At 59.2% G+C, this 24,906-nt stretch carries 24 protein-coding genes; 10 read left to right on the top strand and 14 right to left on the bottom strand.

Going from position 1 to position 24,906, the window contains the following annotated elements:
* Nucleotides 1–5 precede the first annotated feature (5 nt).
* Nucleotides 6–1,598: a lipid II flippase MurJ gene (locus GRAN_RS21705; RefSeq protein ID WP_128915178.1), complete on the bottom strand. Its 1,593-nt coding sequence runs from the start codon at nt 1,596–1,598 to the stop codon at nt 6–8.
* Between the two features lie 123 nt (nt 1,599–1,721).
* Here GRAN_RS21705 and GRAN_RS21700 point away from each other — a divergent pair, with 123 nt between their 5' ends.
* From GRAN_RS21700 to glgP, 3 genes are all read left to right on the top strand, one after another.
* Nucleotides 1,722–3,392 carry an adenosine deaminase family protein gene (locus GRAN_RS21700; RefSeq protein ID WP_241655072.1) on the top strand — a complete coding sequence of 557 codons (1,671 nt, stop codon included), beginning with the start codon at nt 1,722–1,724 and terminating at the stop codon, nt 3,390–3,392.
* A gap of 39 nt (nt 3,393–3,431) precedes the next feature.
* The gene (locus GRAN_RS21695) at nt 3,432–3,731 is read left to right on the top strand and encodes a hypothetical protein (protein ID WP_128915177.1); all 300 of its coding nucleotides are present in this window, start codon (nt 3,432–3,434) and stop codon (nt 3,729–3,731) included.
* 274 nt (nt 3,732–4,005) lie between these two features.
* The gene (glgP, locus tag GRAN_RS21690; protein WP_128915176.1) at nt 4,006–5,850 is read left to right on the top strand and encodes an alpha-glucan family phosphorylase; all 1,845 of its coding nucleotides are present in this window, start codon (nt 4,006–4,008) and stop codon (nt 5,848–5,850) included.
* Nucleotides 5,851–5,920: 70 nt separating this feature from the next.
* Here glgP and iscX read toward each other — a convergent pair whose 3' ends face one another.
* The 4 genes from iscX to hscA form a co-directional block, all read right to left on the bottom strand.
* On the bottom strand, nt 5,921–6,142 hold the full coding sequence (gene iscX, locus GRAN_RS21685; protein ID WP_128915175.1) for a Fe-S cluster assembly protein IscX: 222 nt from the start codon (nt 6,140–6,142) through the stop codon (nt 5,921–5,923).
* A gap of 91 nt (nt 6,143–6,233) precedes the next feature.
* The gene (locus GRAN_RS21680) at nt 6,234–6,734 is read right to left on the bottom strand and encodes a DUF4142 domain-containing protein (protein WP_128915174.1); all 501 of its coding nucleotides are present in this window, start codon (nt 6,732–6,734) and stop codon (nt 6,234–6,236) included.
* A 70-nt stretch (nt 6,735–6,804) separates the two neighbouring features.
* Nucleotides 6,805–7,236, bottom strand: coding sequence for a 2Fe-2S iron-sulfur cluster-binding protein (locus GRAN_RS21675; RefSeq protein WP_128915173.1), 432 nt, complete (start codon nt 7,234–7,236; stop codon nt 6,805–6,807).
* Between the two features lie 26 nt (nt 7,237–7,262).
* Complete coding sequence (gene hscA / locus GRAN_RS21670) at nt 7,263–9,233, bottom strand: Fe-S protein assembly chaperone HscA (protein WP_128915172.1); 1,971 nt, start codon at nt 9,231–9,233, stop codon at nt 7,263–7,265.
* A gap of 137 nt (nt 9,234–9,370) precedes the next feature.
* On the opposite strand from hscA, the gene GRAN_RS21665 reads away from it, so the two are divergent.
* Nucleotides 9,371–9,787 (top strand): VOC family protein, encoded by a 417-nt coding sequence (locus tag GRAN_RS21665; RefSeq protein ID WP_128915171.1) that lies wholly within the window; start codon nt 9,371–9,373, stop codon nt 9,785–9,787.
* A 128-nt stretch (nt 9,788–9,915) separates the two neighbouring features.
* Nucleotides 9,916–10,404: a DinB family protein gene (locus GRAN_RS21660; protein WP_128915170.1), complete on the top strand. Its 489-nt coding sequence runs from the start codon at nt 9,916–9,918 to the stop codon at nt 10,402–10,404.
* Between the two features lie 218 nt (nt 10,405–10,622).
* On the opposite strand, the gene argH is transcribed toward GRAN_RS21660, so the two are convergent.
* The 3 genes from argH to hscB form a co-directional block, all read right to left on the bottom strand.
* Nucleotides 10,623–12,125 carry an argininosuccinate lyase gene (gene argH, locus GRAN_RS21655; protein WP_128915169.1) on the bottom strand — a complete coding sequence of 501 codons (1,503 nt, stop codon included), beginning with the start codon at nt 12,123–12,125 and terminating at the stop codon, nt 10,623–10,625.
* Nucleotide 12,126: 1 nt separating this feature from the next.
* Nucleotides 12,127–15,084: a TonB-dependent receptor gene (locus tag GRAN_RS21650; RefSeq protein WP_161571097.1), complete on the bottom strand. Its 2,958-nt coding sequence runs from the start codon at nt 15,082–15,084 to the stop codon at nt 12,127–12,129.
* A 466-nt stretch (nt 15,085–15,550) separates the two neighbouring features.
* Nucleotides 15,551–16,162, bottom strand: coding sequence for a Fe-S protein assembly co-chaperone HscB (gene hscB, locus GRAN_RS21645; protein WP_128915167.1), 612 nt, complete (start codon nt 16,160–16,162; stop codon nt 15,551–15,553).
* A gap of 38 nt (nt 16,163–16,200) precedes the next feature.
* Here hscB and GRAN_RS21640 point away from each other — a divergent pair, with 38 nt between their 5' ends.
* Nucleotides 16,201–16,995, top strand: a complete 795-nt coding sequence (locus GRAN_RS21640; RefSeq protein ID WP_128915166.1) for a DUF72 domain-containing protein — start codon at nt 16,201–16,203, stop codon at nt 16,993–16,995.
* Here GRAN_RS21640 and GRAN_RS21635 read toward each other — a convergent pair.
* The 6 genes from GRAN_RS21635 to GRAN_RS21610 form a co-directional block, all read right to left on the bottom strand.
* The gene (locus GRAN_RS21635) at nt 16,992–17,486 is read right to left on the bottom strand and encodes a HesB/IscA family protein (protein WP_128915165.1); all 495 of its coding nucleotides are present in this window, start codon (nt 17,484–17,486) and stop codon (nt 16,992–16,994) included. The genes GRAN_RS21640 and GRAN_RS21635 overlap by 4 nt on opposite strands.
* Nucleotides 17,487–17,556: 70 nt before the next feature.
* Complete coding sequence (iscU, locus tag GRAN_RS21630) at nt 17,557–17,982, bottom strand: Fe-S cluster assembly scaffold IscU (protein WP_128915164.1); 426 nt, start codon at nt 17,980–17,982, stop codon at nt 17,557–17,559.
* A 71-nt stretch (nt 17,983–18,053) separates the two neighbouring features.
* Entirely contained in the window at nt 18,054–18,290 is a 237-nt protein-coding gene (locus GRAN_RS21625) for a hypothetical protein (protein ID WP_128915163.1), read from the bottom strand.
* Between the two features lie 34 nt (nt 18,291–18,324).
* On the bottom strand, nt 18,325–19,602 hold the full coding sequence (locus GRAN_RS21620; protein WP_277751247.1) for an IscS subfamily cysteine desulfurase: 1,278 nt from the start codon (nt 19,600–19,602) through the stop codon (nt 18,325–18,327).
* Between the two features lie 157 nt (nt 19,603–19,759).
* Nucleotides 19,760–20,227, bottom strand: a complete 468-nt coding sequence (locus tag GRAN_RS21615; RefSeq protein ID WP_128915161.1) for an RrF2 family transcriptional regulator — start codon at nt 20,225–20,227, stop codon at nt 19,760–19,762.
* Nucleotides 20,228–20,391: 164 nt separating this feature from the next.
* Nucleotides 20,392–20,937, bottom strand: coding sequence for a CDP-alcohol phosphatidyltransferase family protein (locus GRAN_RS21610; protein WP_241655071.1), 546 nt, complete (start codon nt 20,935–20,937; stop codon nt 20,392–20,394).
* A 266-nt stretch (nt 20,938–21,203) separates the two neighbouring features.
* On the opposite strand from GRAN_RS21610, the gene GRAN_RS21605 reads away from it, so the two are divergent.
* The 4 genes from GRAN_RS21605 to GRAN_RS21590 all read left to right on the top strand — a co-directional run bounded on the left by GRAN_RS21605 (nt 21,204) and on the right by GRAN_RS21590 (nt 24,646).
* Nucleotides 21,204–22,490: a tyrosine-type recombinase/integrase gene (locus GRAN_RS21605; protein ID WP_128915159.1), complete on the top strand. Its 1,287-nt coding sequence runs from the start codon at nt 21,204–21,206 to the stop codon at nt 22,488–22,490.
* A gap of 172 nt (nt 22,491–22,662) precedes the next feature.
* Nucleotides 22,663–22,899, top strand: coding sequence for a helix-turn-helix domain-containing protein (locus GRAN_RS21600; RefSeq protein WP_161571096.1), 237 nt, complete (start codon nt 22,663–22,665; stop codon nt 22,897–22,899).
* 272 nt (nt 22,900–23,171) lie between these two features.
* Nucleotides 23,172–24,173 carry an AAA family ATPase gene (locus tag GRAN_RS21595; protein WP_128915157.1) on the top strand — a complete coding sequence of 334 codons (1,002 nt, stop codon included), beginning with the start codon at nt 23,172–23,174 and terminating at the stop codon, nt 24,171–24,173.
* Nucleotides 24,170–24,646, top strand: a complete 477-nt coding sequence (locus tag GRAN_RS21590) for a lytic transglycosylase domain-containing protein (RefSeq protein WP_128915156.1) — start codon at nt 24,170–24,172, stop codon at nt 24,644–24,646. The genes GRAN_RS21595 and GRAN_RS21590 overlap by 4 nt, the downstream gene beginning before the upstream one ends.
* The last annotated feature ends 260 nt before the right edge of the window (nt 24,647–24,906 follow it).

Here is a 24,906-nt window from a genome sequence, read left to right as displayed (position 1 = left end):
CGGCCTTATCGCCGGGTAATGAGCTGCTTCGGCAGACGGGAGCCAGTTGCCAGGAGTACGCCCAGCGTCAGGACCAGCCACACGATGGTCGCAGCGAGGATTGTGCCCATATCCCCGGCATGGGTGGTGGGGTGCGGCAGATAGCGTAGCGCGGTGGTGATTCCAAAATAGGCGACGACGGCGGCGAAGGCAGCACGCAGCAGTTCGCCGTTCTCTAACGACGCGATCGAGACCACCCGCTTGCGATGGAGCTGAATCGCAAGAGTAAGCGTCATGGCGAAGATGGCGATGTCGCTGGCGATAGCGAGGCCGTCGAGCCCAAAGTACGTGTACAACAGCGCGTAAACAGGCACAGAGATGATCGTGACAAGGGTTCCGGAGATGGCCGGAGTGAGAGTATTACCGGCCGCGTAGAACGCGCGGGAGTAGATCCCCTGGGACGCCCAGAAGCAGAGTGTGATGGCGAATAGGCCGAAGAAGTGAGCCGTGGAGCGCGCGTCCTCTTGGGTAAAGGCGCGGCGGCGCAGCAGGTCCACGATTGGATCAGCGAGCGCAATCATCCACGCAGAGAGAAGAAAAGACGCGGCAAGCAGCCTGGAGACTGCGCGCGTCACGGCTCCATTGAAGTCATAAAGACGGCCCTGCGCGAAGAGCGAAGAGAAGAAAGGCTGGCTCGCGGCTCCGGCGGCGATACCGATCACCGAGAGCGGCGCGTTGAAGAGCATCTTCGCCGTGCTGAGGCGCGTGATGCCGCCCGGGTTGCTGGCGGAGTAGTGAGCCAGAATCCACTTGTCCGCCATGGCAACGGAAACGCCGATCATCAACGGCAGGGACATCTTGAGCCACTCGCGAAATGCAGGGTGGAAGAGGTCGAGGACAGGGTGAAAGCGGAATCCCCCGCGAAACGCCCCAAGCGCGTTCAGGATGCCGGGACCAACAAGCGAGCCCCCGAGCACACCCCACGCAACCGAGTCGATGCCGAGGCGGCTTGAGAGAAGAACGCCGCCGGCAATAATGCCGAGGTTGTAAACGATGGGGGTGAGCGCTTGATAGACAAAGATCTTGCGGACCAGAAGGCGCGAGCCAAGAACGCCCCCGGCGAAGAAGAAAAGCTGGCCCGGGAGGATGATGCGGGTGAGATGGGTGCAGAGGGCGGCGGTTGCTGCATCGAAGCCGGGGAACCATGCGCGGGTGTAGAGCGGTGCGAAGATTTCGGCGATGACAATAGCCGTCGCGAGAACAGCAAACATCGCATTGAGCACAACCGACAGAGCCTGGTCGGCTCCATCCTCGTCGCCGGTAGCCCGGTAGCGATTGAGGATGGTGATGAGTGAGATGCTGGCCACTCCACCGATCAGGAAGTAGCTGATCATGTCCGGTAACTGGAACGCAGCGTTATAGGCGTCGGTTGTGGTGCGGTTCGCAAACGTCGAGTTGATATAGCTCGTGCGAATCAATCCCAAAAAGCCGGAGAGCAGCGAGGAAGACATCAGCAGGAGCGTCGCCGCATACGCGCTGACCCCTTTGCCTGCGGTGCGAACCCCGAGACGTGCGAGCAAAGCTTGTTGAGGCGGGTTGCGTTCTTCGGTGGGAGGCATGAGGGGCTGATCTCATTCTAGATCGTGGGGTGCGGTCCCTTGAGCAGCGACGGCGACGGCAGCGCAGACCGGGGTATGCTGGAGATTCTGACTCTTAAATTCTGAGGCGATCGAATGGTTGTCATGGCTCGTGTTGTTCGTTTGGTGTTGTTGGCTGGCGTGATGGCGCCGGGAACGTCCGGATGGGCGGCTGGTCCGGTGCATGCTAAAAGCGCCGAGACCGCCGGTGAGTTCAAGGCATCCAAAGCCTTCGACATAGCCCATCAGACGGCGCTCACGATGCACGCCTTCCTTGAGCGCATGCCAAAGGGCGCCGACCTGCATATGCACCTCTCGGGAGCGATCTACGCCGAAACCTTCCTGCGAGACGGCGCAGCCGACAAGCTCTGCGTAAACCCCACGACGCTCGCCTTTGTGCCAAACATCGGCACCACACGCGACATGCCCTCGCAGGCGGTTTGCGCGGCTCCCGGGGTGCCCGCGTCCAGTGTGCTCAAGAACCAGGCACTGTATGACTCACTGGTGGATTCCTTCTCCATGCGCGGCTATGTCCCAACACCCGGCATAACCGGGCACGATCAATTCTTCGCTACTTTTGGGCGCTTCGGCGGCATGGGCAAGGGACACGACGGCGAGTGGCTCGACGAAGTCGCCACCCGTGCGGCGGCACAGAACGAGCAATATCTCGAAGTGATGATGACGCCGTCCTTCTCGAAGTCGGCCAAGCTCGGCTACCAGCTCGGCTGGCCGAAGGGCCCGATAGACGGCTCGACGTCAGGCGGGGACTCTGCGCACATGGACACGGGCGATCCGAGCCTGGATAAGAGGGCCGCAGGTGCGGCGGAACTTTCCGGACTGCGTGAGAAGCTCCTTGCCGGCGGCCTCCGCGACGAAATCGCCACCGACCGCGAGGAGATCGCGAAGGCGTTCGCCGAGCGGGATCGCCGCGAGCACTGCGGGCAGCCGGACGCCGCTCCCGGATGCAGCGTGACCATCCGCGTGATCTACCAGGTCCTCCGCGCGTTTGCGCCCGAGCAGGTCTTCGCCCAGACGGTCCTTGGCTTCGAAGTCGCGTCAGCGGAACCCCGTGTCGTCGGCATCAACTACGTGCAGCCCGAGGACGCCTACATGGCCATGAGCGAGTACCACCGCCAGATGGTCTGGATGGACTACCTGCACGGCGTCTACCCAAAGGTGCATATCAGCCTGCACGCCGGGGAACTGGCTCCCGGCATGGTCCCTCCCGAGGGCCTCCGTTTCCATATCCGCGAGGCCGTCGACCTCGGCCACGCCGAGCGCATCGGCCACGGTGTGGACGTCATGTACGAGGAACGCCCAGAGGAGTTACTGAAGGAGATGGCCGCCCGGCACGTGATGGTCGAGATCAACCTCACCTCGAACGACGTGATCCTCGGCGTGACCTCGAACTATCACTCCCTCCCCGCCTACCGTGCGGCCGGCGTCCCGGTGTCGCTTTCGACTGACGACGAGGGCGTCTCGCGCATCGACCTGACGCACGAGTACACGCGCGCGGCGCTCGATTACAAGCTCTCGTATATTGACCTGAAGAACATGGCGCGAACAGGAATCGCGCACACCTTCCTCCCGGGAGAAGACCTGTGGGCATCTCCGGATGTCTTCACCAAGGTGAATGGGGCCTGCGCGGGAGCGAAATCGCCGGGGTCCGAACAGCTTTCAACGGCATGTACGGCCTTCCTCAGGGGAAGCCCGAAAGCCGCGCAGGAGTGGGAGTTGGAGCACCGGTTCGCGGTCTTTGAAGCGAACCTGCCGTAACGGCGCTGCGGTACATTCCATCAGGAGGGCTTCAAGACGATGCGCAGGTTTCTCTCCGTGTTCCTCCAGTTCTTCCTCTTCCTGGTGACGTTTGCTCTGGGCAGCTTCCTGTTGCATCCGTTCAACGTCGTGACGGTACTTGCCTCCGACGCCACCCATACCCGCAGCTTTCTGTGGGATGGGCTCCTCCTGATGCTTCTTCTCTACGCGCTCGTTCTCCTGATAGAGGTAGTGATGAGGCAGATCAAAGCGGCGGGTCTGTGGTCGACGATCGCAGTGGTTTTGGCCGGAGTCTTGGGGTTCGCGATGAAGTTTGGATTCATCTCGACAGACCGCTAAGTGGCCTGTTTGTGGATTTCCACGGCTTATCACGTGGTCAAAGTGACGTAAATTCCCCGAATTGGTCGGATGACTTCGCGGCGGGAGTTGGTAGACTGACCGTGTCCGCGATTTGATCTGTTGCATTGACGGCTTTTCGGAAATTCGACGACGACCTGCTGTGTGCGGGCAGGCGAAGCTCCGGGAGCCGTTTTGTTGTCTCCTTTCGCAATCAGAGCACGGCGCGGCAACTGGCACGTAGGCAACTGGCACGTAAAGGATCAGCGAATACCCTATGACTCTTGCGAAAACTCCTCAGTCCTCCACGACGACCGTTCCAGAACCCCCGGCGGCGTTTACGCCCCTGATCGACAAGAACGCCGCCTGCCCTGATCTGACGACCAGGACAATCGCGTACTACTCGATGGAGATCGCGCTTTCGCCCGCCTTGCCGACGTACTCAGGCGGCCTCGGCATGCTCGCCGGAGACACGCTGCGCTCAGCCGCAGATACAGCCGCCCCCATGGTCGCGGTATCGCTCGTGCATCGCAAGGGCTACTTCCGCCAGATGCTCGATGCCAGCGGCCAGCAGACCGAGACCGACGTGGCCTGGACCCCCGAGACGACCCTGCCCAGCGCCGCCAAGACCGTCACGGTGACGATCCAGAACCGGCCCATCAAGGTGACGGCATGGCGCTTCGACGTCGTCGGAGCCGTAGGGCACGTCATCCCGGTCTTCCTGCTCGATACGGATGTCGAAGGAAACGACCTGTGGGATCGCCGGTTGACCGATCATCTCTATGGCGGAGACACCTACTACCGCCTGTGCCAGGAGGCCGTGCTCGGGCTCGCCGGCACGGCGCTTCTCCATGACCTTGGCTGCAAGCCGATGGTCTACCACATGAACGAAGGCCACGCGGCCTTTTTGACGCTGGCCCTGCTGCAGGAGCAGATCGGCGAGAAATCGCTGAGTGAGGCAACGGACGCGGATGCCGACGTAGTTCGTCAGCAGTGCGTCTTCACCACGCATACGCCGGTTCCGGCGGGCCATGACCAGTTCGGCATGGACCAGGCGAAAACGGTGCTTGGCCTCGAACGCTCGGCGACCATCGAGCGGTTCGGCTGCCTGCATAACGGCCTGCTCAACATGACCTACCTGGCGCTGAAGTTCTCGCGCTTCGTCAATGGCGTCGCGATGCAGCACGGCAAGGTCTCGCAGGAGATGTTCCCGGATTACACGATCCACTCGATCACCAACGGCGTGCACGCCGCAACGTGGACCTCGCAGGCCCTGCAGGATCTCCTCGACAAAGAGATTCCGGCCTGGCGTCACGACAACCAGTACTTCCGGTCGGTCTACGGAATCGAGCCTGCACGCATCTCGAACTGTCACCACCTCGGCAAGCAGAGGCTATTCAAGCTCGTCGCCGAGCGGACCGGACAGCAGTTCGATCCGAAGGTCCTCACCCTGGGCTTCGCCCGCCGCGTCGCCACCTACAAGCGCGCCAGCCTTCTCCTGCAGGACCCAAAGCGGCTCCTCAAGATCGCACGTAAGATCGGCGGCCTGCAAATTCTCTACGCAGGCAAGGCGCATCCGGCAGACACGGCAGGCAAGGGTCTCATCAAGGATGTCTTCGAGACAGCCCAGAAGCTCAACTCAAGCGCTCTCCGGATCATCTATCTCGAGAACTACGACTGGGAGCTTGGCGCACAGCTCACGCAGGGCGTGGACGTCTGGGTAAACACTCCCCGCCGCCCCTACGAAGCCTCAGGCACATCCGGCATGAAGGCCGCGCTCAACGGCGTACCAAGCCTCAGCATTCTCGATGGATGGTGGATCGAAGGCTGCGCCGAAGACGTCACCGGCTGGGCGATCGATGATGGCGATACCGAGGCTGCAGAAGCCCAGAGCCTCTACGACAAGCTCGAGAACTCCATTGCTCCCCTGTACCAGAGGCCAATGGCATGGGCGCGGATGCAGCAGTCCTGCATCGCCATGAATGGAACCTTCTTCAACACCCACCGCATGCTCGGCCAGTACTTCATGAACGCCTACTTCCCGCAGTCTCCGCTGCCGGACGTGGAGTTGGGTCTCGGGGAAGCGATCTCAAACGAGACGTCGGTGCTCACCCCCGCGTAAGATCAGACCTGTCCGAACCGGCCCTGGGTTACTCACCTGACTTCAGAGGTGGAATCCGGGGCCGGTGTGCTTAAAGACCTTTGGCGTCCTCATACTCCTCGTTCCAAGCCGTCTGAATCGCCTCCAAAAGCCCCTCATTCGACTTCCCCGGATCCCCCACAAACCCATCCAGCCCCGTCACAAACTTGTGCAGATCCGTAAACCGCACCGAATACGGCTCAACCTCCGGAAACTTCTCCTGCAACTGAATTCCAATCTCTTCCGTGTCCGTCCAGTCGATCTCACGCGCCATCGAACTACCTCCAGACCTCAAGTTTACCCGACCCACAAAACAAAACGACCGCACCGGAGCCTCCAGCGCGGCCACTTCGCAAATTGACGAGCTACTTGGAATCGGTCCCGTGCAGCGCCCCGATATGCCTCTTCACAATCGGATCCGTCTCGGCCGCAAAATCCTTGTAATCCGCCGCGCCGCCGTTCACCGCTTCCTGCGCGAACAGCTTCTCGTCCTTGTCGTGGATCTCGGCCATATCGCTCAGATAGGCCGCATCGAAGTCAGCCCCTGAGAGCCCACGCAGATGCTCCAGCTTCCCGGAAAACTCCGCGTTCAAAGCCGGCGCAATCGCCACGTGCTCTGTCGCCGAAATCATCTTGAGCTTCTTGTTCACGAGCTCGTGGTCATGCACCTCGGAGTTGGCGAGATCCTTGACGTCCTGCGCCCGCGCCTTCATCAGCGCAACCTTGCTCGCCTCGACCTCGTACCGCCCGCCCTGCGAGACCTTCCCAACGAATGCCTTATCCGCATCCGAAGCGCTGCCCTGGGCATACGCAACGGAAGCGGAAACCAGGGCCGCAGCCAAAACCACACCGAACGAAGCTTTCATCAAGTCGTACTCCTTAAGGTCCGAGGCCTAGAACAACCCAGACCATCCGTAAGATGCACGACCAAGCCTGCTAAGCCCCCGGCCCATGGGAAGGCTTGCCTTCCTGCACATAATTCCGATTCCACTTCGGAATCTCGACAACATAGGTCCCCGGCTTCTCGATCACCGCCTGGCATCCAAGCCGCGAGTTCAACTGGATATCCGCCGCCGTCTCCATCCGGTCAAGCTCCAGGTCCTCCGCTTCACTGATGCCTTTCGCGCCTTCCTTCACATGGATATGGCACGTCGTGCAAGCACACACCCCGCCACAAGCATGATCGAGAAAGATCCCATAGTTCTCCGCCACATCAAGAAACGACATCGGCAGCCCATGCCCGTCATACGGCATCGTGTCGTACTTGAACTCAACCGTCTTGCCCTCAGGCAGAAACGTCACTCGCACGAACCCATCAGCTACCGGCTTCGATGTATCCACAACACTCTCCGTCACAACACTACTCATCGCTCTTCTCCTGAACCTGACTTGCCTTACTTATCCGTCTTGTCATCGCCTTCAGCAGGATCGACCGGCTTCGGCGTCTCTTCAAAATCAGCCTTCGCAAACGGATGCGGCGCACTCGGCCCTGCTCCCATGCTCTCACCTGCCGCGCCCATCGTCTTCCCCTGCAGCGCGCCACCTACCGCCGAATCCATCATCAACTCCGCAAACCGCGTCGTCGACTTATCCAATCCCTCGATAGCCCTCCGGATCACCCGGAAGTCCCCACCCGTCAGCGACGCCTGCAGTTCCTTCGCCTTCTGCTCGATCTTCTCAATCTCGTCCGCCGAAAGCATCTGCCACGCCTCGTGTTTCTTGCCCTTCTCGACAGCAGTCAGGATCGTATCCGCCTCGTTCTTCGCCTCGATCACCTGCCGCTCTTCCAGATCCTGCTCCGCGAAGTCGAACGAGTCGAGAATCATCGTCTCCACCTGCTCGTCCGTCAGCCCATACGTCGGCTTGACTTCAACCTCAGCCGCCTGCCCGCTCCTCTGCTCCCGCGCCGACACATGCAAAATCCCGTTCGCATCGATCAGGAACTTCACCTCGATCCGCGGCAGACCCGCCACCATCGGCGGAATCCCCTTCAGGTCGAACCGCGCCAGCGACCGGCAGTCCTTCGCCATCTCACGCTCGCCCTGCACCACGTGGATCGCGACATTCGTCTGCCCGTCAACACCGGTCGTGAAGTGCTCGACAGCGCTCGCCGGTATCGTGGAGTTCCGCTGAATAATCTTCGCAACCACCCCACCAAGCGCCTCGATACCCAGCGAAAGCGGAGTCACATCCAGCAGAAGCAAATCCTCGGTAGCCTTCGAACCACCCGCAAGAATCTGCGCCTGCACCGCCGCTCCCAGCGCCACCACCTCATCCGGATTCAGCTCCGTATGCGGCTTCTTCCCTCGCGCACTCAGCCCAAACACCTCATCGACGAGCTTCCGTACCGCCGGAATCCGCGTCGATCCCCCAACCAGCACCACCTCATCGATCTGCTCGACCGACAACCCCGCGTCCTTCAGAGCCTGCTTCGCCGGACCCGCCGTCCGTCCAATCACCCCTGCCGAAAGCTCCTCGAACTGTCCCCGCGTAATCTCCCGCAGATACCTCTTCCCCTCAGGCAGCGCAATATCCAGCCGCGCCGTCTCCTCCGAAGAAAGCAGAATCTTCGCCTCGATCACGGACTTGCGAACCGCCTGCACCACTTCCCCGTTGCCTCGCACATCGACGCCAAGATCCCCGGCAATATCGTCCAGAGCAATCGCGATCAACAGGTTGTCGATGTCATCCCCACCCAGGTGCGTATCCCCACCCGTAGCGATCACCTCGAAGATCCCCTCATGCAGCTTCAGAATCGAGACATCGAACGTCCCGCCCCCAAAGTCGTAAACCGCAATCACGCCGTCCTTTTTCTTATCCAACCCATACGCCAGCGCTGCCGCCGTAGGCTCATTCACCAGCCGCAGCACCTCGAGCCCGGCAATCCGCCCCGCATCCTTCGTAGCCTGCCTCTGCGCATCGTTAAAGTAGGCGGGAACAGTAATCACCGCCTTCGTCACGACCCCGCCGAAAAATCGCTCTGCATTCTTCTTCAACTGCTGCAGCACATAAGCCGAGATCTCCGGAGGCGTCATCATCAGTCCCCCGACGCTCACCCGCAGCACCTCTTCCTTCTTCAACCCCTCCGCCAGCCGGAAAGGAAACAGCTTCAGCTCCTCCTGCACGTCCTCGACATCGCGCCCCATCAGCCGCTTCGCCGAGTACACCGCATTCGAAGCATCGCTCAGCAGCGTCCCCCGCGCCGCGTTCCCCACAACAACCCCATCCTCCGTCCACGCCACAACGGAGGGCACAAGCCTCTCCCCATCCTCGCCAGGAATCACCACCGGCGTATCTCCCTGCATAAACGCAACCAGGGAGTTCGTCGTCCCCAGGTCGATACCAACCACACGCACATCCGCCATAATCAGAAACCTTCCGTCGCCCACGGCCCAACAAAATCAGCCTTGGATCATCTCTTCTATTGTCCTACAATCCCCCTGAACCGGGCCGCTCTAATGGGATGCAGGTTAGCCAGCGCGGACTCGCTCAAAGGAGCCCCATGCCAAGCACCATCATCCCGTCCCTCCGCTATCGCGACGCGCACGCCGCCATCGCCTTCCTCGAAGCAGCCCTCGGCTTCAAGAAGAAAGCCGTCTACGAAGGCCCGAACAACACCGTAGCCCACGCCGAACTCACCCTAGGCGACGGCATGATCATGATCGGCTCCTACAGCGGTCAGGGCGAGTTCGCCCACCTCGTCAAGCAGCCCGACGAAATCGACCTCGCCGAAACCCAGGCCCCCTACGTCCTCGTCAAAGACGCCGCCGCCCTCTTCGCCCAGGCCGTAGCCGCCGGAGCCACCATCGTCAAGCCCCTCGAGCAGATGTCCTACGGCGGAGCCGCCTTCACCATCCGCGATCCCGAGGGCCACCTCTGGGCAATAGGCGAATACGACCCCTGGCCCGCAGCCTCCTAGCTGCTCTTGTTCACGACCCGGGTCGCGGGTTCCCCATCTTCGCCGACAGTCTCACCCTCGGCTAAGGTGGGAGACCCATACCTCCCCGTCTCCCCATGAAGTCACACCCATCGTGATACCGTGGCCCCATGGAAAAGAACCCCTACTCTGCCCAGCTCGCCGGCCAGTCCCCCGACCCCATCCTCGCCACCACCGCCGCTCGCCTCAACACCCTCGCCTGCTCCCTCACCCCCGAGCAGCTCGAAGCCCCCCACGCACCCGGCAAGTGGAGCCCCCGCGAAATCCTCGCCCACCTCGCCGACTGCGAACTAGCCTTCTCCTTCCGCCTCCGCCAGATCCTCGCCGCCCCAACCGAAACCCCAAACACAATCCAGCCCTTCGACCAAACCGCCTGGTCCACCCGCTACGCCGCCTACGACACCCCGAGCGCCCTGGCCCTCTTCACCGCGGCCCGTGCCTGGAATCTCAATCTCCTCACAACGATCACCCCGGAAGACCGCACCCGTCCCGCCCACCATCCCGAACGCGGCGACATCACCTTCCAGAACGTCCTCGAAACCATCGCAGGCCACGACATCAACCACCTCCAGCAACTCGAAGCCCTCATCAGGCCATAGCTCCAACCCGGCTCATCTTGCATTTGCCGTTGCCCTCTAGTTGTCCTTCCGAAGGGAATCTGCGTCTGCAGTTTTAGTGCTCCTTGCTATCCGAGCCCACGACAAGGAGGGTGCCCCATCTTCGCCGACAGCCTCACCGTCGGCTGAGGTGGGAACGTAAGAGGCCCAACCGCTTCGTCTTTGTGACCAAGCTCTCATTCCCAGGGATAGTCCACGGCTCAACCCAGACCCACCACCCCATCCACCCCAGCCCGCATCCTCGCCCGCGCACTCACCAATCTCCCCCCAGCCTCGCCTAACCACTCCACATCCCCCGCAACCGCGTTCTTCGCCCGCAAAATCTCCGGCTCCAGTGCCTCCATCCCCGGCCCACCCGGAACTATCCTCACCTTCACAAAATTCCCAGCATCCAGAGCCTTCAGCAACACCCCCACGTCCACGTTCGCATCGGCAGGCAAAAGCCTCTCAACCGCAGCCGCCATCCGCGTCGGATCATACCCTGAAGCCAGCTCCTTCACCGCCTCCGACACAATCTCATGCGCTGCCCGGAAGCTCATCCCAGTCTCCCGAACCAGCGTATCCGCCAGTTCCGTCACCGTCAGGAAACTACCCTGAGCCGCGGCGGCCATTCGATCCGTATTCCAGTCCACCTCACCCAGCACTCCACTGAGCAGTTCGAGACTTCGCAGTGCGTCCTCAAACGCCGTATACACCAGTGGCTGCAGATCATCCTCCGCGTCGTTCATATCCGCGAACGGCGTATTGTGCAGGCTCCCAAGCACCGCCTGCGCCTGCGTCATAGCCCGGCTCGCCAGCACCCGCACATGCTCGAGCGGCACCGGATTCCTCTTCTGCGGCATGATGCTCGAAATCTGCACGTACCCATCGCTCAACCTCAGATAGTTGAACTCGGCCGTACTCCAAAGCAGCAGGTCCTGCGCAAACCGTCCCAGGTTCAGCATGCAGACAGCCACAACCGAACAACTCTCCGTCAGGTAATCGACAGCCGCGATCGCCCCATACGAATTCACCTGCAGCGCGTCGAACCCAAGCAAATCCGCCGTAAGCTTTCGATCGATCGGAAACCCCGTCGTCGTAATCGCACACGCTCCCAGTGGACACTGGTTCACCCGCCCATAGGCCGACTTCAGCCGAGCCGTATCCCGCTCCAGGCACTCGATCATCGCCATCAGGTAGTGCCCAAGCGTCGTAGGCTGTGCCGGCTGATTATGCGTATAGGCCGGCATCAGGCTCGCCCTATGCTCCCACGCCAGATCAACCAATACCCGCCTCAACGCAATCACCTCCCCGACAACCCTGGCTAGAAGATCCCGCAGCACCATCCGGTACATCGTCAGGTCGATATCGTTCCGGCTCCGCGCCGTATGCATCCGCCCCGCATTGTCGGGGCCACACAATGCCGCGAGCCTGCTCTCCATGAAGAAGAACAAATCCTCAAAGCTACCGTCGTACTTCGCCGTGCGTATCTCCTCCAGATCGAGTGCATCGAGCGCCCGCAGACAAGCCGCCACGTCCGGAGCCCGCATGATCCCCTGCCGCCCGAGCATCAGCGTATGCGCATACTGGATCGCCAGAAGCGGATCGACAAAGTGCTTCTGCGCATCCTTGAACACGCGCGCCAACACCGCAGTTCGATACGTCGGAGCCGGAAACACCGACTTTGTCTTCGACCCGCTCAACCCCTTCGTTTCTTCAGCCATGCTAGAAGTCTATCTTCAACCCAAACTGCAGAATCCTCGCCTCAAGCACACTGCTCGTAGGCGCAAACGAAGGCTGCGCCGTCACCGTGCCAATCGGCCCCAAAGGACTATTCGCCGCAGTGACAACAGTAGCCGTCGTATTGATCGAGGTCACATTTGTATGATTCAGAATGTTATTTCCCTCGATCAGAAGCTTCGGCGAAAACCGTTCCTTGATCGTCGCGAACGTCCGCGTATACCGCAGATCGGCCTGCGCGATCTTAGGAGCCCGCACCGAGTTCCGTCCGACAAACAAAGGACGACTGCTCGAAAGGCTGTCGTTGTTCAAATGCGGGCTGACGGTAATATTCTGCTCATCGCCGGAAGTAAAGTTTCCGAGAAACGCAAAGTTGTTATTCGTAAAGATCCCGTTGACATACTTGTTTTCAAATTTCGTCTTCGGCGTATACACCGCGCTGATCGTCATCGAGTTCGGACGATTCACGCTGCTCGGCCCCCGATCCCGCTTCCGGTTCGTCGGGTCTTCGATCGCATTCGAGAACTCATACGAGTTCGCCTCCGGGGTATCGGAGATCGAGTGTGACCACGTATAAGAGGCACTCGTCGTAAGCCCAGCCGAAAGCCTGTGCTCATAGGTCGCAGTCAGCGCGTTGTAACTCGTATTCGATCCTGTATCGATCAGCGTGATGTTATTGAACCGCGGATCGAGCCGCGTGGCCGCCGAAACCGTGGTCGAGAACACCGGGCGCCCATCCGCAAGAAAACTTGTCGGATTGATCAGGTTGAGATTCCGAAGAAACTGAAAGTTTCGCCCATTCGTCATCGTGTAGCCAAGCGTCAACTGATCATTCGATGTGAGCTGCTGAGCCACCTGCAGGTTCGCATTCCAGACATATTCATTCTTGAACTGCGGCGTCAGCGCATAGATACTCTGCGTCGGAAGGCAATTCGCCGCCACCGTCTGCGGTGTATTGGGGAAGCTCGGCGAGCAAGCGCCACCACCCGAAACCGTAGCAATAAACGACCCCGTCCCCGCGGCACCATTGTTATAGAGCGGGTTATACCAGGTGTTCGTCGGAGTCGACTCGTAGAAGATTCCCGCGTTCAACCGAATCACGGTCGTAGGAATCGGCGAGTAAGCAATCCCAAGTCGAGGAGCGAAGTTAGCCTCAGGGGTCCGGAAGCTCTGCGTGTAGCTGAACGGCTCACCCGCCGGCGGCGTAGGCGCCCGATACTGGTCATACCGCAGCCCATAGCTCACCAGCAGGTCGCGCCGCAACTGCCAAGTATCCTGCGCGAACAGGTCGAAGAACACCGAGTGATACGCCGCACCCGGCTGTCCGATCGAAGCCTGCACACTCGAGTACGCCGTCGGAGTTGCGCCACTCTTCGCGCTGATGTACTGCGCAACAGAAGCGAAGTTGAACTGCGTAAAGATATCCGCGAGTTGCGTATCGTTGTTCTTCTGAAAGCCAAACCCCACCTTATAGGTATGCGCTCCATGGATCAGCGTGACGTTGTCGTTGAACGACGGAATCTTCTCCTGGTACTTATCCCCCGAACCATTCACCGCTGGCCCTCCGAACGTAGCCGCCGTAAAGCTCCCCGAAGCGGCAATCGAAATCGCCGGCCCTGGCCCTGTCAGAGCATCCGGCACATGGTGCTCATTCCGGTAAGGGATCGACCCACGAAACTCATTCAGCAGGTTGGCGGTGAACGTTGTAATTACCTGCGCCCCGATGATATGCGCCCGGTCCTGAAAATCCGAAGCCGAACTGATCGCGAACGTCCCGCCCACATTTGTATTGAACGGATAGTTATTCCGGAAGTAGTTATACCGAATAAACGCCGAGTTCTTCTTGTTGATGATGAAATCCCCACGCACATCCACCCACTGCGTCCTCTGCACCTGCGGAGCCGTGTTGAAATCCGAAGCGCTCACACCAGTAGCGATCAAAGCCTGTTGCGTCGCCACATTGATCGTGTTCGCAGTAGGATTCGCCCTCTTCAAATGCTCATAAGCCCCAAACAGAAAGAACCGATCCTTCACCACCGGCCCGCCGAGGTTGCCGACAAAATCATCCACATGCAGGTCCGGCTTCACCTTCCCACCCACAGCCGTAAGATCGCAGTTCTGCAGCAGCGGGCACGAGCTCGCCGCCTTGGGCCGCCAGATATATTGCGCCTGCCCATGCACTTTGTTCGTACCGGAATTCGAAATGACGTTGTAGACGATCCCAGCCGTATTCCCAAACTCCGGAGCCGCCGAGTTAGAGATCGTCTGCACCTCCCGCACATACGAGTCCGAGATAGCGAACAGCCGTAGCCCATAGCGGTCAGTTTCAGTGTCCACCATCCCGTCAAGCTGGTAGTTCACTCGATCCACCAACCCGTTCGTGTTCACCGTCCGAGGAATCCCGTTCTCCGGATTCGGATGCCCACTCACCCCAGGCTGAAACAAGATGAAGTTATAAGGATTCCTCGAGGTCAACGGCAGGTTCTGCGTCTCCTCCACTGAGATCGTCCGCCCCATGTCGAACCGCGCCGGCTCAATGATCGGCGCATCACTCGTCACCTCGACAACGGTGGCAACCGAGCCAGCATTCAGCTTCTCATCCACCGTCGCACTCGTACCCGCGTCCAGGTGAATCCCACTCTGCGTCACCGCCGCGAACCCCTGCGCCTCCGCCTTCACCGAATAGGTCCCGATCGGCAGCGAGGCCGCGATATAAACCCCGGCATCCGAGCTCTGCACCGTCACGTGATATCCCGTGTCGAGATTCGTAATCGTAATCGTTGCATTTGCAATCAACCCACCCGAGGCGTCTGTCACAATCCCGCGAATCGTGCCGTTGATCGATTGCGACTGAGAAAACCCAGGCGTGCTGCCACCAGCAAAAAGAATGAACGTCCCAAGCAACGTCGCGGAAAATGTAAACCGGCGAATCAAAGTGTGCACAGTGTTGCCTCCAGGAGAGAAATAGGGGAGCATCTGCAATACTTCACCGATACGTCGGAGGGGCTTGCGAAAAGCCTCGAGAAAATACCTGCAAAGTGAGCTGAAGACGATCGAAGATATCTAAAGTTTCTAGCTGGGCTTTCCTTCAGCACGCATCAGACGAGCAGCGAAGCCACGGATCAGAAGATCAGTCGTTCCACAACAGCCGACAGGCTAGGAGAAATTGCGCCAACTTCTTTCCTGGATCCCGAGGGCACTCGATCGGGGCAAAAGCTGCGCCAGCTCACGCCGTCCGAGGAGCTTCCCGGTTACTCGACACAGCCCTGAACGCCCACCCACGCCGCCTGCGCGCACACCAATCCCTGCATTTGAGGGAAGGCTGATAGCTGCAATCGCGTCGGGAAGCATGGCTGCAGTATACCCCAGCTTTTCCGGCTACACACTTAGGCAGCAGGCACAGCGCCTTCTAGCCGAGCGCTTCTCCCACATCCCGCACTAAGTTCCTCACATAACTCCGCCGGTTCAGCAGAACCACCATCGCCGCCTTCGCCGCATCCAGTACCGAACGATCTCCCGCGTCGACGGCCCTGTCCCACTCTCTCCACAAACCTTCAAGTTCATCCGAGATTCCCGCAAGCATCCCTTCGAAGTTCATCTGAGCCGCAAGCAGATCCTTGCGAAGCTGGGGATCTTCGTCGTCTCCCATCTCCTTCGCCATACGCATCTCCTGCAGTTGCATATTCAGCTCGAAGACCTCCTCCAACAGCTCCGGAGGAATCAACTGCTTCTTCGCGGTCCCTGAAGCCCTCGCCGCATCCGTCGCCCGTTGCGACTGCTCCTCAAGCTCCACCCCTTCAAGCTTCAGCAGGTACTCCGTCCGTGCGATCGGATCCTTCAACGCGCGATAAGCATCGTTCAACAGCGAAGCCTGCGCCAGCGCCGCCTCCTGCTCCTCCACCGGCTTCGCCGCGAACCGGTCCGGATGCAGGCGCCTGCTCATCACATAGAACTGCTTCTCCAGAGCCGGAACATCGATGACTAACTTCCGCGGCAACGAAAAAAACTCGAAGTAATCCATATCGTCATTCTAAGTCCCGCCAGCCGCATCGAACTTCTATGCCCCGCATTGGAACCGCCGGCTGGACCATCCCCCGCGACCACGCAGCTGGTGCCCCGGCTCCCGGCACGCATCTCGAACGCTACGCGCACGTCCTCAACTGTGTCGAAATCAATTCCAGCTTCTACAAGCCCCACCGCCTCACGACGTGGCAACGCTGGGCCGCCTCCACGCCAGGCACCTTCCGCTTCTCCGTCAAATTCCCGAAAGCCATCACCCACACAGCGAAGCTCACCGTCCCACCAGGAGCCCTCGACGCATTCGCCCTGGAGGCAGCCGCCCTTGGCGAAAAACTCGGCCCCGTCCTCGTCCAACTCCCGCCAAGTCTCCGCTTCGAAGATTGCCCCGCAGCCGAGTTCTTCGAGGCTCTCCGCGACCGCTTTCTTGGCCAAATAGCCTTCGAACCGCGCCACGCCACCTGGTTCACCCGCGATGCAGACGAACTCCTCACCCACCATCGCATCGCCCGCGTAGCCGCCGACCCACCCCGCCAGCCCAACGCCAATCCCGCAGAACCACCAACCCCAGGAGGCTGGTCTGGCCTGGCTTACTTCCGCCTCCACGGCTCACCCCGCACCTACTACTCAAACTACGAGCCGGCGTACCTCGCGACCCTCGCCAAACGCATCGCCGAGCTTTCTTCTGATACCGAAGTCTGGGTCATCTTCGATAACACCGCTCTCGGCCATGCCTTCACAAACGCTCTCGACCTGCAACGTCTCCTGACGCCAAAAAAGAGAAAGGGCGCAGCCGAAGCCACGCCCTTTCAAACCACTTCCCCGAGCCGAAACTAAGAAGAAAAGCTAGACCCACACCCACAGCTCTTCGTCGAGTTCGGATTGATAAAGTTGAACCCCTGCCGCATGATGGTCTCTTCGAAATCCAGCACCATCCCATGCAGATAGATGAAGCTCTTCGGATCGACGAAGATGCGAATGTTCGGCGAGCCGTCGTCAATGCCAAGCGGAGCCTGATCGAAGCTATACACACGATCCCGCTCGCGCGGCTGGGAGTCGAAGCGGATGTTGTAGCTCAGCCCCGAGCATCCCCCGCCCGTAATCCCAACCCGCAATCCACCCATCTCCGGCGACACGTTCTCCTTCGCCATCGCATTCCGAATCCGCTTCAACGCCTTCAGCGTGACCTGGATGCCCTTCTGCCCCGGCGTCTGTCCTTCTGCGGTTAATACGGTCATCCCCGCAAGCGGATCCTTCTTTTCGCCAGCCGCCGCAGCCGCATGCTCCGCGTCGCGTTCCGCCGCCGTTTGCAAACTCACCATCGCCATCTCATCGCCCTCCAACACAAAAGGCGTCCGGTGGTCCTCAAGGGACCAACCGGACGCCCGCCTTCAATCTTTAGTGCGCTGCAACCGCAACCGAGGCATCCGCCGTCTCGGCCACGTTGTTCTTCTTCTTCCAGTCGCCGATTGCCGCACGGATCGCGTCTTCCGCCAGCACCGAGCAGTGAATCTTGACCGGGGGAAGTGCAAGCTCCTTCACGATGTCCGTGTTCGAAATCGTGAGAGCCTCCGCGATCGTCTTGCCCTTCACCCACTCCGTCGCAAGCGAGGAGGAGGCTATGGCCGAACCGCAGCCGAAGGTCTTGAACTTCGCATCTTCGATCACCTGCGTCTCCGGATTGACCCGGATCTGCAGACGCATCACGTCGCCGCACTCCGGAGCGCCGACGAGGCCGGTGCCCACTGCGTCCGAACCCTTGTCCATAGAACCCACGTTCCGGGGATTCTCGTAATGATCGACTACCTTATCGCTATACGCCATGGTGTTTCTCCTGATGCTTCAGTTTAGATGCCGCAGCGGCGAATCGGTCGCCGCGTTGAAAGTGTCCCGGGTCAGTCTCTCTTTTCGAGCGCATCTATCCGCGCCTCGAGCTTGCCGGTCAGGTGATAAAACTGCCGAAGATCACCATCGATTTGACCAAAGCGAACCATCACCTCGGCATGTTGCCGATTCATATCGCCGCGCAAATTAGAAATCTCGCCGCGAACCTCTCTGATATCCATTCGGCCGAATAGAATCCCGGCAAGAATCACAGTAAGGGGGACCCCGACAACTACTAGGTCATGCATGCTCTACTCCCTTCCGATCACAACTCAATCATTCCTAGTGCGCAGCCCACTCGATCTTGGTAAGGTCAATCCCTTCTTTCACCATCTCGTACAGCGGGCTAAGCTCACGCAGCTTCAGCACGACGTCGATCAGCTTATCCGAAACATAGTCCACTTCCGCCTTCGTATTGAAGCGGCCAAGCCCAAACCGGATCGAGCTGTGCGCCACATCATCGCCGAGTCCGAGCGCCTTGAGCACGTAGCTCGGTTCGAGCGTTGCCGACGTGCAGGCCGACCCCGACGAAACCGCGATGTCGTTGATGCCCATGAGAAGGCTCTCGCCCTCGACATACACAAAGCTCATGTTCAGGTTGCCGGGAAGGTGATGCTCCATGTTGCCGTTCACGTGAACATAGTCCAGCGCCTTCTCGAACTTCGCCTGCATGTAGTCGCGAAGCTCGGTCAGACGTGCCGCCTCGGCTTCCATCTCCTGCCCGGAGATCTCGCACGCCGCGCCCAGTCCAACGATGCCCGGAACGTTCAGCGTGCCCGAACGCATGCCACGCTCGTGTCCGCCACCATCGATCTGTGCCGAAATCTGCACGCGCGGGTTACGGCGGCGAACATACAGCGCGCCCACACCCTTCGGTCCATAGATCTTGTGCGCCGTCAGCGAAAGCACGTCAATGTTCATCGCCTGGACGTCGACCGGGATCTTGCCGACTGCCTGCACGGCGTCCGTATGGAAGATCACACCCTTCTCGTGGCAGAGTTTGCCGATCTCGGCAATCGGCTGAACCACGCCGATCTCGTTATTCGCGAACATGATCGAGACCAGGATCGTCTTGTCGTCCATCGCCCGCTTCAGGTCTTCGATGTCGATCAACCCATCCGCCTGCACCGGCAGGTACGTCACGCGATAGCCGTACTTCTCCAGCCGCTTGCACGTATCCAGAACTGCCTTGTGCTCGGTCGCCTGCGTGATGATGTGGTTGCCGCGCTCCTTGTACATCTCGGCAATGCCCTTGATCGCAAGGTTGTTCGACTCCGTCGCGCCCGAGGTGAAGATGATCTCCTTCGCCGTCGCGCCGATCAGCTTCGCAATCTGCTGCCGCGACTTCTCGACCGCCTCTTCCGCTTCCCAGCCGAACGCATGGTTGCGGCTCGCCGCGTTTCCGAACTTCACGCTGAAGTAAGGAAGCATGGCATTCAACACGCGATGGTCCATCTGCGTCGTCGCATGGTTGTCCATGTAGAGCGGAAGCGACACACCCTCGGGTAGCGGCGTCGCCGACTGGGTGATGATCACGCCGGTGTTGCTCATCTCGTTCATCTCGCCGTTGTTGCTGATCTCGCAGTTCTCTTTTTCGCTCATCCAAAACTCCCTGAAGCTAATGTCTCTGAAACCCGATCCTAAGCACCGGCAGAGCCAGCGCAACGCCTGTCAATCCAAAGGTCTAAAACTTGTCCCGAACGGTGCCAATTCCGTCCTAAAGCGCGATCGAAACAAGACCGCCGCCCATCGGAGCACCTGCCCCAATCTGTCCAACCGGCTCCGTCTCAATCAAATCGTCGATCTTGATCCCGCTCAGCAGGTCTTTGATCGAGTCGTTCACCTTGCGCAACGGTTCTTTGATGGTGCAATGGCTCGTCAGGTCGCACGTTCCGTGAATCGTGATGCAGCTTGTAATGAAGAGAGGGCCATCGATCGCCCGGATCACCTCAAACGCCGTGATCTCGGTCGCCGGGCGCGAAAGCGAATAACCGCCGTTCGTTCCCGCATGCGAAACCAGCAGCCCACCCTTCGCGAGCGTCTGAAGAATCTTCGCCAGCAACTGCGGGGGAATGTGGTACGCCTCGGCAATGTCCTTGGCGCTCTGCGCCCCGTTGGCCGACTGCTCAGCCAGATACTTGAGCGCCATCAGACCATAATCGGCTTTTTTCGTCAGGCGAAGCATCGCGGCTCCTGTCTCAGGCAAAGGGGAAGAACGATCCTGAAGTGGCACCGGATGAGAAAAGTTATTATCCGGCCAGCCTCCATAGTGTACGGCGATCCCGACCCACACGCAACCAGCTTTACCACGCAATGGCCCGTATCCTGTCCACCGTTTTCAACACAATTTCAACCTGCAACACTCTCCTGCGCTGGCCCGCTGATACGCCGAATCACAATCCATGCATATTGCGCCGCCGAAACCGGGGCCAGCATCGCGATCCCCTTCAGCAGCCCCACACTCACCATCTCCAGCTCCGGAGACCCCGTCCTGAAGACTTTTTCCGCCAGAATCACCGTCAATCCCACAATCTGAACTAGAGTATTGGCCTTTCCCAGCAGACTCGGCCGGAAATCTCGCAGCGTTCCCGTCGCAAACAGCAGCGTGGCAATGAGCAGAATTCCAAAATCCCGGCTGAACACAAGCACCGTCACGTACTGAGGAATCAGCCCGACATGCGTCAAAACCAGGAAAAGCGTGCTCAAAAGCAGCTTATCGGCGATTGGATCCAGGTAAAGCCCCAGGGTCGTCCTCTGCTCCAGCCACCGCGCCAGCAACCCATCCATCCCGTCGCTCACGCCAGCCAGCAAAAAGAGTGCAAACGCAAACCGGTATTGACCCGCCAGAATCTCGATGACCAGGTATGGAATGATGAATAACCTGAGCAGAGTCAAGAGGTTAGGGGCTGCACGGAATTGTCGGAGAAAGGCCACGGTTCAATTCACCATGGTATCGCACGTTTGCTCTACCCCGCCCCATGCTTTAGACTAAGACAACGCACAGGCGCGTAGCTCAGTTGGTTAGAGCGCTACCCTATCCCAGTGATCCTTTGTTTTCAACAGTTTATCTGCCTTACTGGATGACTTACTGGATGTCCTGAACCCATATTTGATCGAGTCTGCATCTCGCGTTACTTGTCCTCCCCAAGGAGGAACAAATAATGGCTCGAACAAGAACCTATGCAGACCGCGTCAACGTCATCAAGATGATCAAGATCGACGGCAAGTGGCCCTTTGCCCCTGTCATCGAGCGTAACGGCAAAATCGTCCGGGATCACGTCCTAGTCAACGGCAAAGACGAACATCATCCGGAAGGCCGCTACTATCTGGAGTGGTACGAGGACGGCAAGAAACGCCGACAGCCAATCGAGAAGTTTGAGGAAGCTGTTCCTGCCGCTCGCGCCAAGTTCATTGAGCTCCAGGCCCGAAAGGCCGGCATCCTGGTCGAGCTCCCGAAGCTACAGATTCGACCGGCGCCTCCGGCGCCAGCTCCAGGTTTGGTAGCCGCTGAACAACCGGACCCCGGTCGGCTGACGATGGTCGTCGCTATCGATCGATATCTTGAGTTCTGCAAGAAGCAGCGCAGCCTCCGGACCTTTCGGACCTACCGGCCGGCTCTTCAGAACTACTTCCTGAACTCGTTCACCAAGACGTATGTGGACGAGGTCGACCGGGATGATATCCTCCGATACATCGGCTACTGTTTCGACCATGGCCTCGCAGCCCGCTCGGTGTACGACAAGGTGGTGACCGTGCTCACCCTTCTCAAGCGCCACGGACACAAGAAGCTGATCGAATCCAGCGACTGGCCCGACTACGTCGAGACCATCCGGCCCGTTTACGAACCCGAAGAGATCCACTCCATGCTCCGGGTCGCCACACCCATCGAGGCGCTCCTGATCAAATTCTTTCTCACCTCCGGGTTCCGGAATCGTGAGACGCGGTTCCTATCCTGGTACGATCTCGACTTCCGAAACAGTCTAGCGCGGGTCACGTCCAAGCCAATCTGGAAGTTCAATCCGAAGAACTATGAGGAGAGAGCAGTGCCTCTACCGACTGCAATGATCGAACAACTGCAGCAGCTCAAGGAGGAGCGTGGCGCGGGCGCGGCCGATCTGGTGTTCCCAAACACTGTCGGGAAGCCAGATACACTCCATCTCGAAATCATCAAGAAGGTGGCACGGAGAGCCAAACTGAACTGCGGGCAGTGCGTCTCGGAGCGCGGATTCAAGTGTGCTCAGGGACCATACTGCGAGCGGATCTTCCTGCACAAATTCCGGCACACCTTCGCGACCCAACACCTGCGCGACGGCATTGACATTCGTACTCTACAGAACTGGATGGGACACCGCAGCATCAAGTCCACCATGGTGTATCTGAAAGGCATCCAGTCGCGAGACGCGTTGGCCAAAGTGAATGCAGGAGCGTTGGCAGCATTCGTTGCCTGAACCCATGACCTGGTTCCGCTCAGTTGGAGAGCGCCGAAGAATTCTTCGGCGCTCTTTTTGCTCTTGCAGCACTCCACGGGCGCGCCGATCGGCAATTTGACCGAGTTTCGAACTCGTCCCATGATCAACCGACTTCCGGTAGATGTACTGCCGGGAAAGGCTAGGACTTGTCATGAAGCTGGTTCAACTGGTCGAAAGCAAGAACGAGGCCCTGCGCGTGCGCGATGTCGCGCCAATCCTCGGGGTTTCCATTCAGCAGGTTTATAAGATGGCCGCCAATGGTCAGATACCTTCCTTCAGGATTGCGAGCTCAATACGATTCGACCCTGAGGATTTCGCGGAATGGCTCCGAAAGCAGTATCCGCTACGTGGCGCAGTCCACCTCAATCATTCCTCCCGACCCGCTTGAACCGGTTCCTCATTCCACGCTCTGGATTTGACCGAGTCCCTGAGCGATTGCATTCTAGGCCGACCTTGAGGGGGCTGCTATGGGACAACGACCAAAAAGTTTCACCATCGCGGTGGTGGTGACCACTCTCGATTTAGGGGTGGTCATGCACTCCGGCCCCATCCTGTGGCGCGTTTTCGGACCGGTTTCGTCGATGAGGTTCGTTCTATTCCTTCTTGCGGGTACAGGCATGTTTACGCTAGCCGACATCTGGTCCAGATCGTTTAAGGGCTATGGTCACCCCCTGCTGCCTACCGAGATCAATGAAGTGGGCCGGGCAGGCAGTCTTGGAAACAACAAATTGGAGGGTGCCGATGTTTAACTCCCTCGCAGATCTCTCAACAAAACTCACCGCCACCGGCTACTTTATCGACCCGGTGATGACTCAGGTCGTCTTCCTCGCGGGCAAGCTACAGAAGCCGCTTTTGCTCGAAGGGCCGGCCGGATCGGGCAAAACGCAACTTGCCCTATCAGTCGCAGCAGCTGCTGGCACCCACGTAGAGCGGCTGCAATGCTATCGAGGAGTCACGGAAGCTCAGGCGATCGGCAGCTTCGATGCAGGCCTCCAGCGAATCTATATGGAGTTTTCTAAAGGGCATCATGAAGATTGGAAGTCTGTCCAGTCAAGCCTCATAGGCCGAAATTTCTTTCGGCCTGGACCCCTGATGCGTGCGCTCGAGTGTGAACGCCCTTGTGTCTTGTTGATCGACGAATTGGACAAAGTAGATGAAGGTTTTGAAGCAATGTTGCTTGAAATCCTATCCGTTTGGGAGCTCTCTATTCCAGAGTTTGGAACCGTCCGCGCCCGCAGTGTCCCATTCGTTGTTCTCACCAGCAACGAGGAGCGAAGACTTGGCGATCCGATCCGCAGACGCAGTCTCTATGTCCGAGTAGAACACCCGACGCCGGAGCGAGAGGCCGAGATTATAGCGAGCCGTACGCCTGAGGCTGACGATTCATTCCATCGTGAGATCGCCGGGATCGCTCTGTCTTTCCGCAACTACTCGTTGGAGAAGCCGCCGTCCGTCTCCGAGATGATCGACTTCGCTCGCGCACTGGAACTCCTCGGAACCGACCGAGTTACGGAAGACCTCCGTGATGTATTGATGCCGTTTCTTGCAAAGACGGAAAAAGATAGACGGCACCTGATGTTGCGGGAGGGGTTCAAGAGCCTGCTCGACGACGGTGCCCGCTTTGCTCAGAAGATGGCTACGCAGCAAAAGGTGTCGAAGTGAAGCATATCGCCCTCCTCGCAGTTCTTCTTATCATGCCGAGCGTTGCGTTCTCACAAAGCCCAAAGAGCTTCGAGGAAGCATGCGTTGGTCGTTACGCGCGCCAGTACCGTGTGCCACCAGAGCTTATTGGAGCGTTCATCGACGTGGAATCAAACTGGAATCCCCGTGCGGTATCGAATAAAGGCGCGGTGGGAGTCATGCAATTGATGCCGGCCACGGCACGACGTTTTGGCGCTTCTCAGCCCTTCGATCCGGAGCAAAACATTGCGGCTGGCACGCGATACGTTACAACGCTGATGTGGGAGTTCCACGGAGAGATGCGTTTGGTCGCCGCTGCCTATTACGCCGGAGATAGATGGGTTGGAAAGCGCCTCCTCGAGTATCGCAATCCAGATGTCGTCGCTTACGTCGAGGCAGTGCGACGGCAATATGAAAGGCGAAAGCACCTGACCGATCAACTTCAAAGGAGATAACGAAATATGAAGCTTCCTTGGCTTATTCCACTGGCATTTTTTCTACCGCTCCGAGCCACAGCCGCTGATGCGGATCCGTCCGGTCGTGTCGTCACGCTCACCCTTCAACAGGGATCGATCACAACGCTCCATCAGAGGTGGCTCGGGGAAACTGAACAAGGGCTTAGGTGGAGGATCTCGTCTGAAGTGGCCTAAGATGGCCTGAAAGAGGAGATGGAATGAGCAGACGTCCCCGTCGGAACCACACAGCGGCATTCAAG

The organism is Granulicella sibirica, from assembly GCF_004115155.1.
Lineage (GTDB): Bacteria > Acidobacteriota > Terriglobia > Terriglobales > Acidobacteriaceae > Edaphobacter > Edaphobacter sibiricus.
The sequence above is the reverse complement of the archived record's forward strand: the minus strand, read 5'-3'. Positions and strand labels throughout refer to the sequence as shown.

What these genes read in the sequence shown, in the direction of transcription:
- GRAN_RS21700 (WP_241655072.1), top strand. Translation starts at nt 1,722, where the DNA reads ATGGCTCGTGTTGTTCGTTTGGTGTTGTTGGCTGGCGTGATGGCGCCG.
- hscB (WP_128915167.1), bottom strand. Translation starts at nt 16,162, where the DNA reads ATGGATTACTTCGAGTTTTTTTCGTTGCCGCGGAAGTTAGTCATCGAT.
- GRAN_RS21620 (WP_277751247.1), bottom strand. Translation starts at nt 19,602, where the DNA reads ATGAACGAGATGAGCAACACCGGCGTGATCATCACCCAGTCGGCGACG.
- hscA (WP_128915172.1), bottom strand. Translation starts at nt 9,233, where the DNA reads ATGGCGGATGTGCGTGTGGTTGGTATCGACCTGGGGACGACGAACTCC.
- argH (WP_128915169.1), bottom strand. Translation starts at nt 12,125, where the DNA reads ATGGCTGAAGAAACGAAGGGGTTGAGCGGGTCGAAGACAAAGTCGGTG.
- GRAN_RS21605 (WP_128915159.1), top strand. Translation starts at nt 21,204, where the DNA reads ATGGCTCGAACAAGAACCTATGCAGACCGCGTCAACGTCATCAAGATG.
- iscX (WP_128915175.1), bottom strand. Translation starts at nt 6,142, where the DNA reads ATGGCGCGTGAGATCGACTGGACGGACACGGAAGAGATTGGAATTCAG.
- GRAN_RS21680 (WP_128915174.1), bottom strand. Translation starts at nt 6,734, where the DNA reads ATGAAAGCTTCGTTCGGTGTGGTTTTGGCTGCGGCCCTGGTTTCCGCT.
- iscU (WP_128915164.1), bottom strand. Translation starts at nt 17,982, where the DNA reads ATGGCGTATAGCGATAAGGTAGTCGATCATTACGAGAATCCCCGGAAC.
- GRAN_RS21660 (WP_128915170.1), top strand. Translation starts at nt 9,916, where the DNA reads ATGGAAAAGAACCCCTACTCTGCCCAGCTCGCCGGCCAGTCCCCCGAC.
- GRAN_RS21595 (WP_128915157.1), top strand. Translation starts at nt 23,172, where the DNA reads ATGGTCACCCCCTGCTGCCTACCGAGATCAATGAAGTGGGCCGGGCAG.
- GRAN_RS21665 (WP_128915171.1), top strand. Translation starts at nt 9,371, where the DNA reads ATGCCAAGCACCATCATCCCGTCCCTCCGCTATCGCGACGCGCACGCC.
- GRAN_RS21695 (WP_128915177.1), top strand. Translation starts at nt 3,432, where the DNA reads ATGCGCAGGTTTCTCTCCGTGTTCCTCCAGTTCTTCCTCTTCCTGGTG.
- GRAN_RS21625 (WP_128915163.1), bottom strand. Translation starts at nt 18,290, where the DNA reads ATGCATGACCTAGTAGTTGTCGGGGTCCCCCTTACTGTGATTCTTGCC.
- GRAN_RS21640 (WP_128915166.1), top strand. Translation starts at nt 16,201, where the DNA reads ATGCCCCGCATTGGAACCGCCGGCTGGACCATCCCCCGCGACCACGCA.
- GRAN_RS21600 (WP_161571096.1), top strand. Translation starts at nt 22,663, where the DNA reads ATGAAGCTGGTTCAACTGGTCGAAAGCAAGAACGAGGCCCTGCGCGTG.
- GRAN_RS21675 (WP_128915173.1), bottom strand. Translation starts at nt 7,236, where the DNA reads ATGAGTAGTGTTGTGACGGAGAGTGTTGTGGATACATCGAAGCCGGTA.
- GRAN_RS21615 (WP_128915161.1), bottom strand. Translation starts at nt 20,227, where the DNA reads ATGCTTCGCCTGACGAAAAAAGCCGATTATGGTCTGATGGCGCTCAAG.
- GRAN_RS21705 (WP_128915178.1), bottom strand. Translation starts at nt 1,598, where the DNA reads ATGCCTCCCACCGAAGAACGCAACCCGCCTCAACAAGCTTTGCTCGCA.
- glgP (WP_128915176.1), top strand. Translation starts at nt 4,006, where the DNA reads ATGACTCTTGCGAAAACTCCTCAGTCCTCCACGACGACCGTTCCAGAA.
- GRAN_RS21635 (WP_128915165.1), bottom strand. Translation starts at nt 17,486, where the DNA reads ATGGCGATGGTGAGTTTGCAAACGGCGGCGGAACGCGACGCGGAGCAT.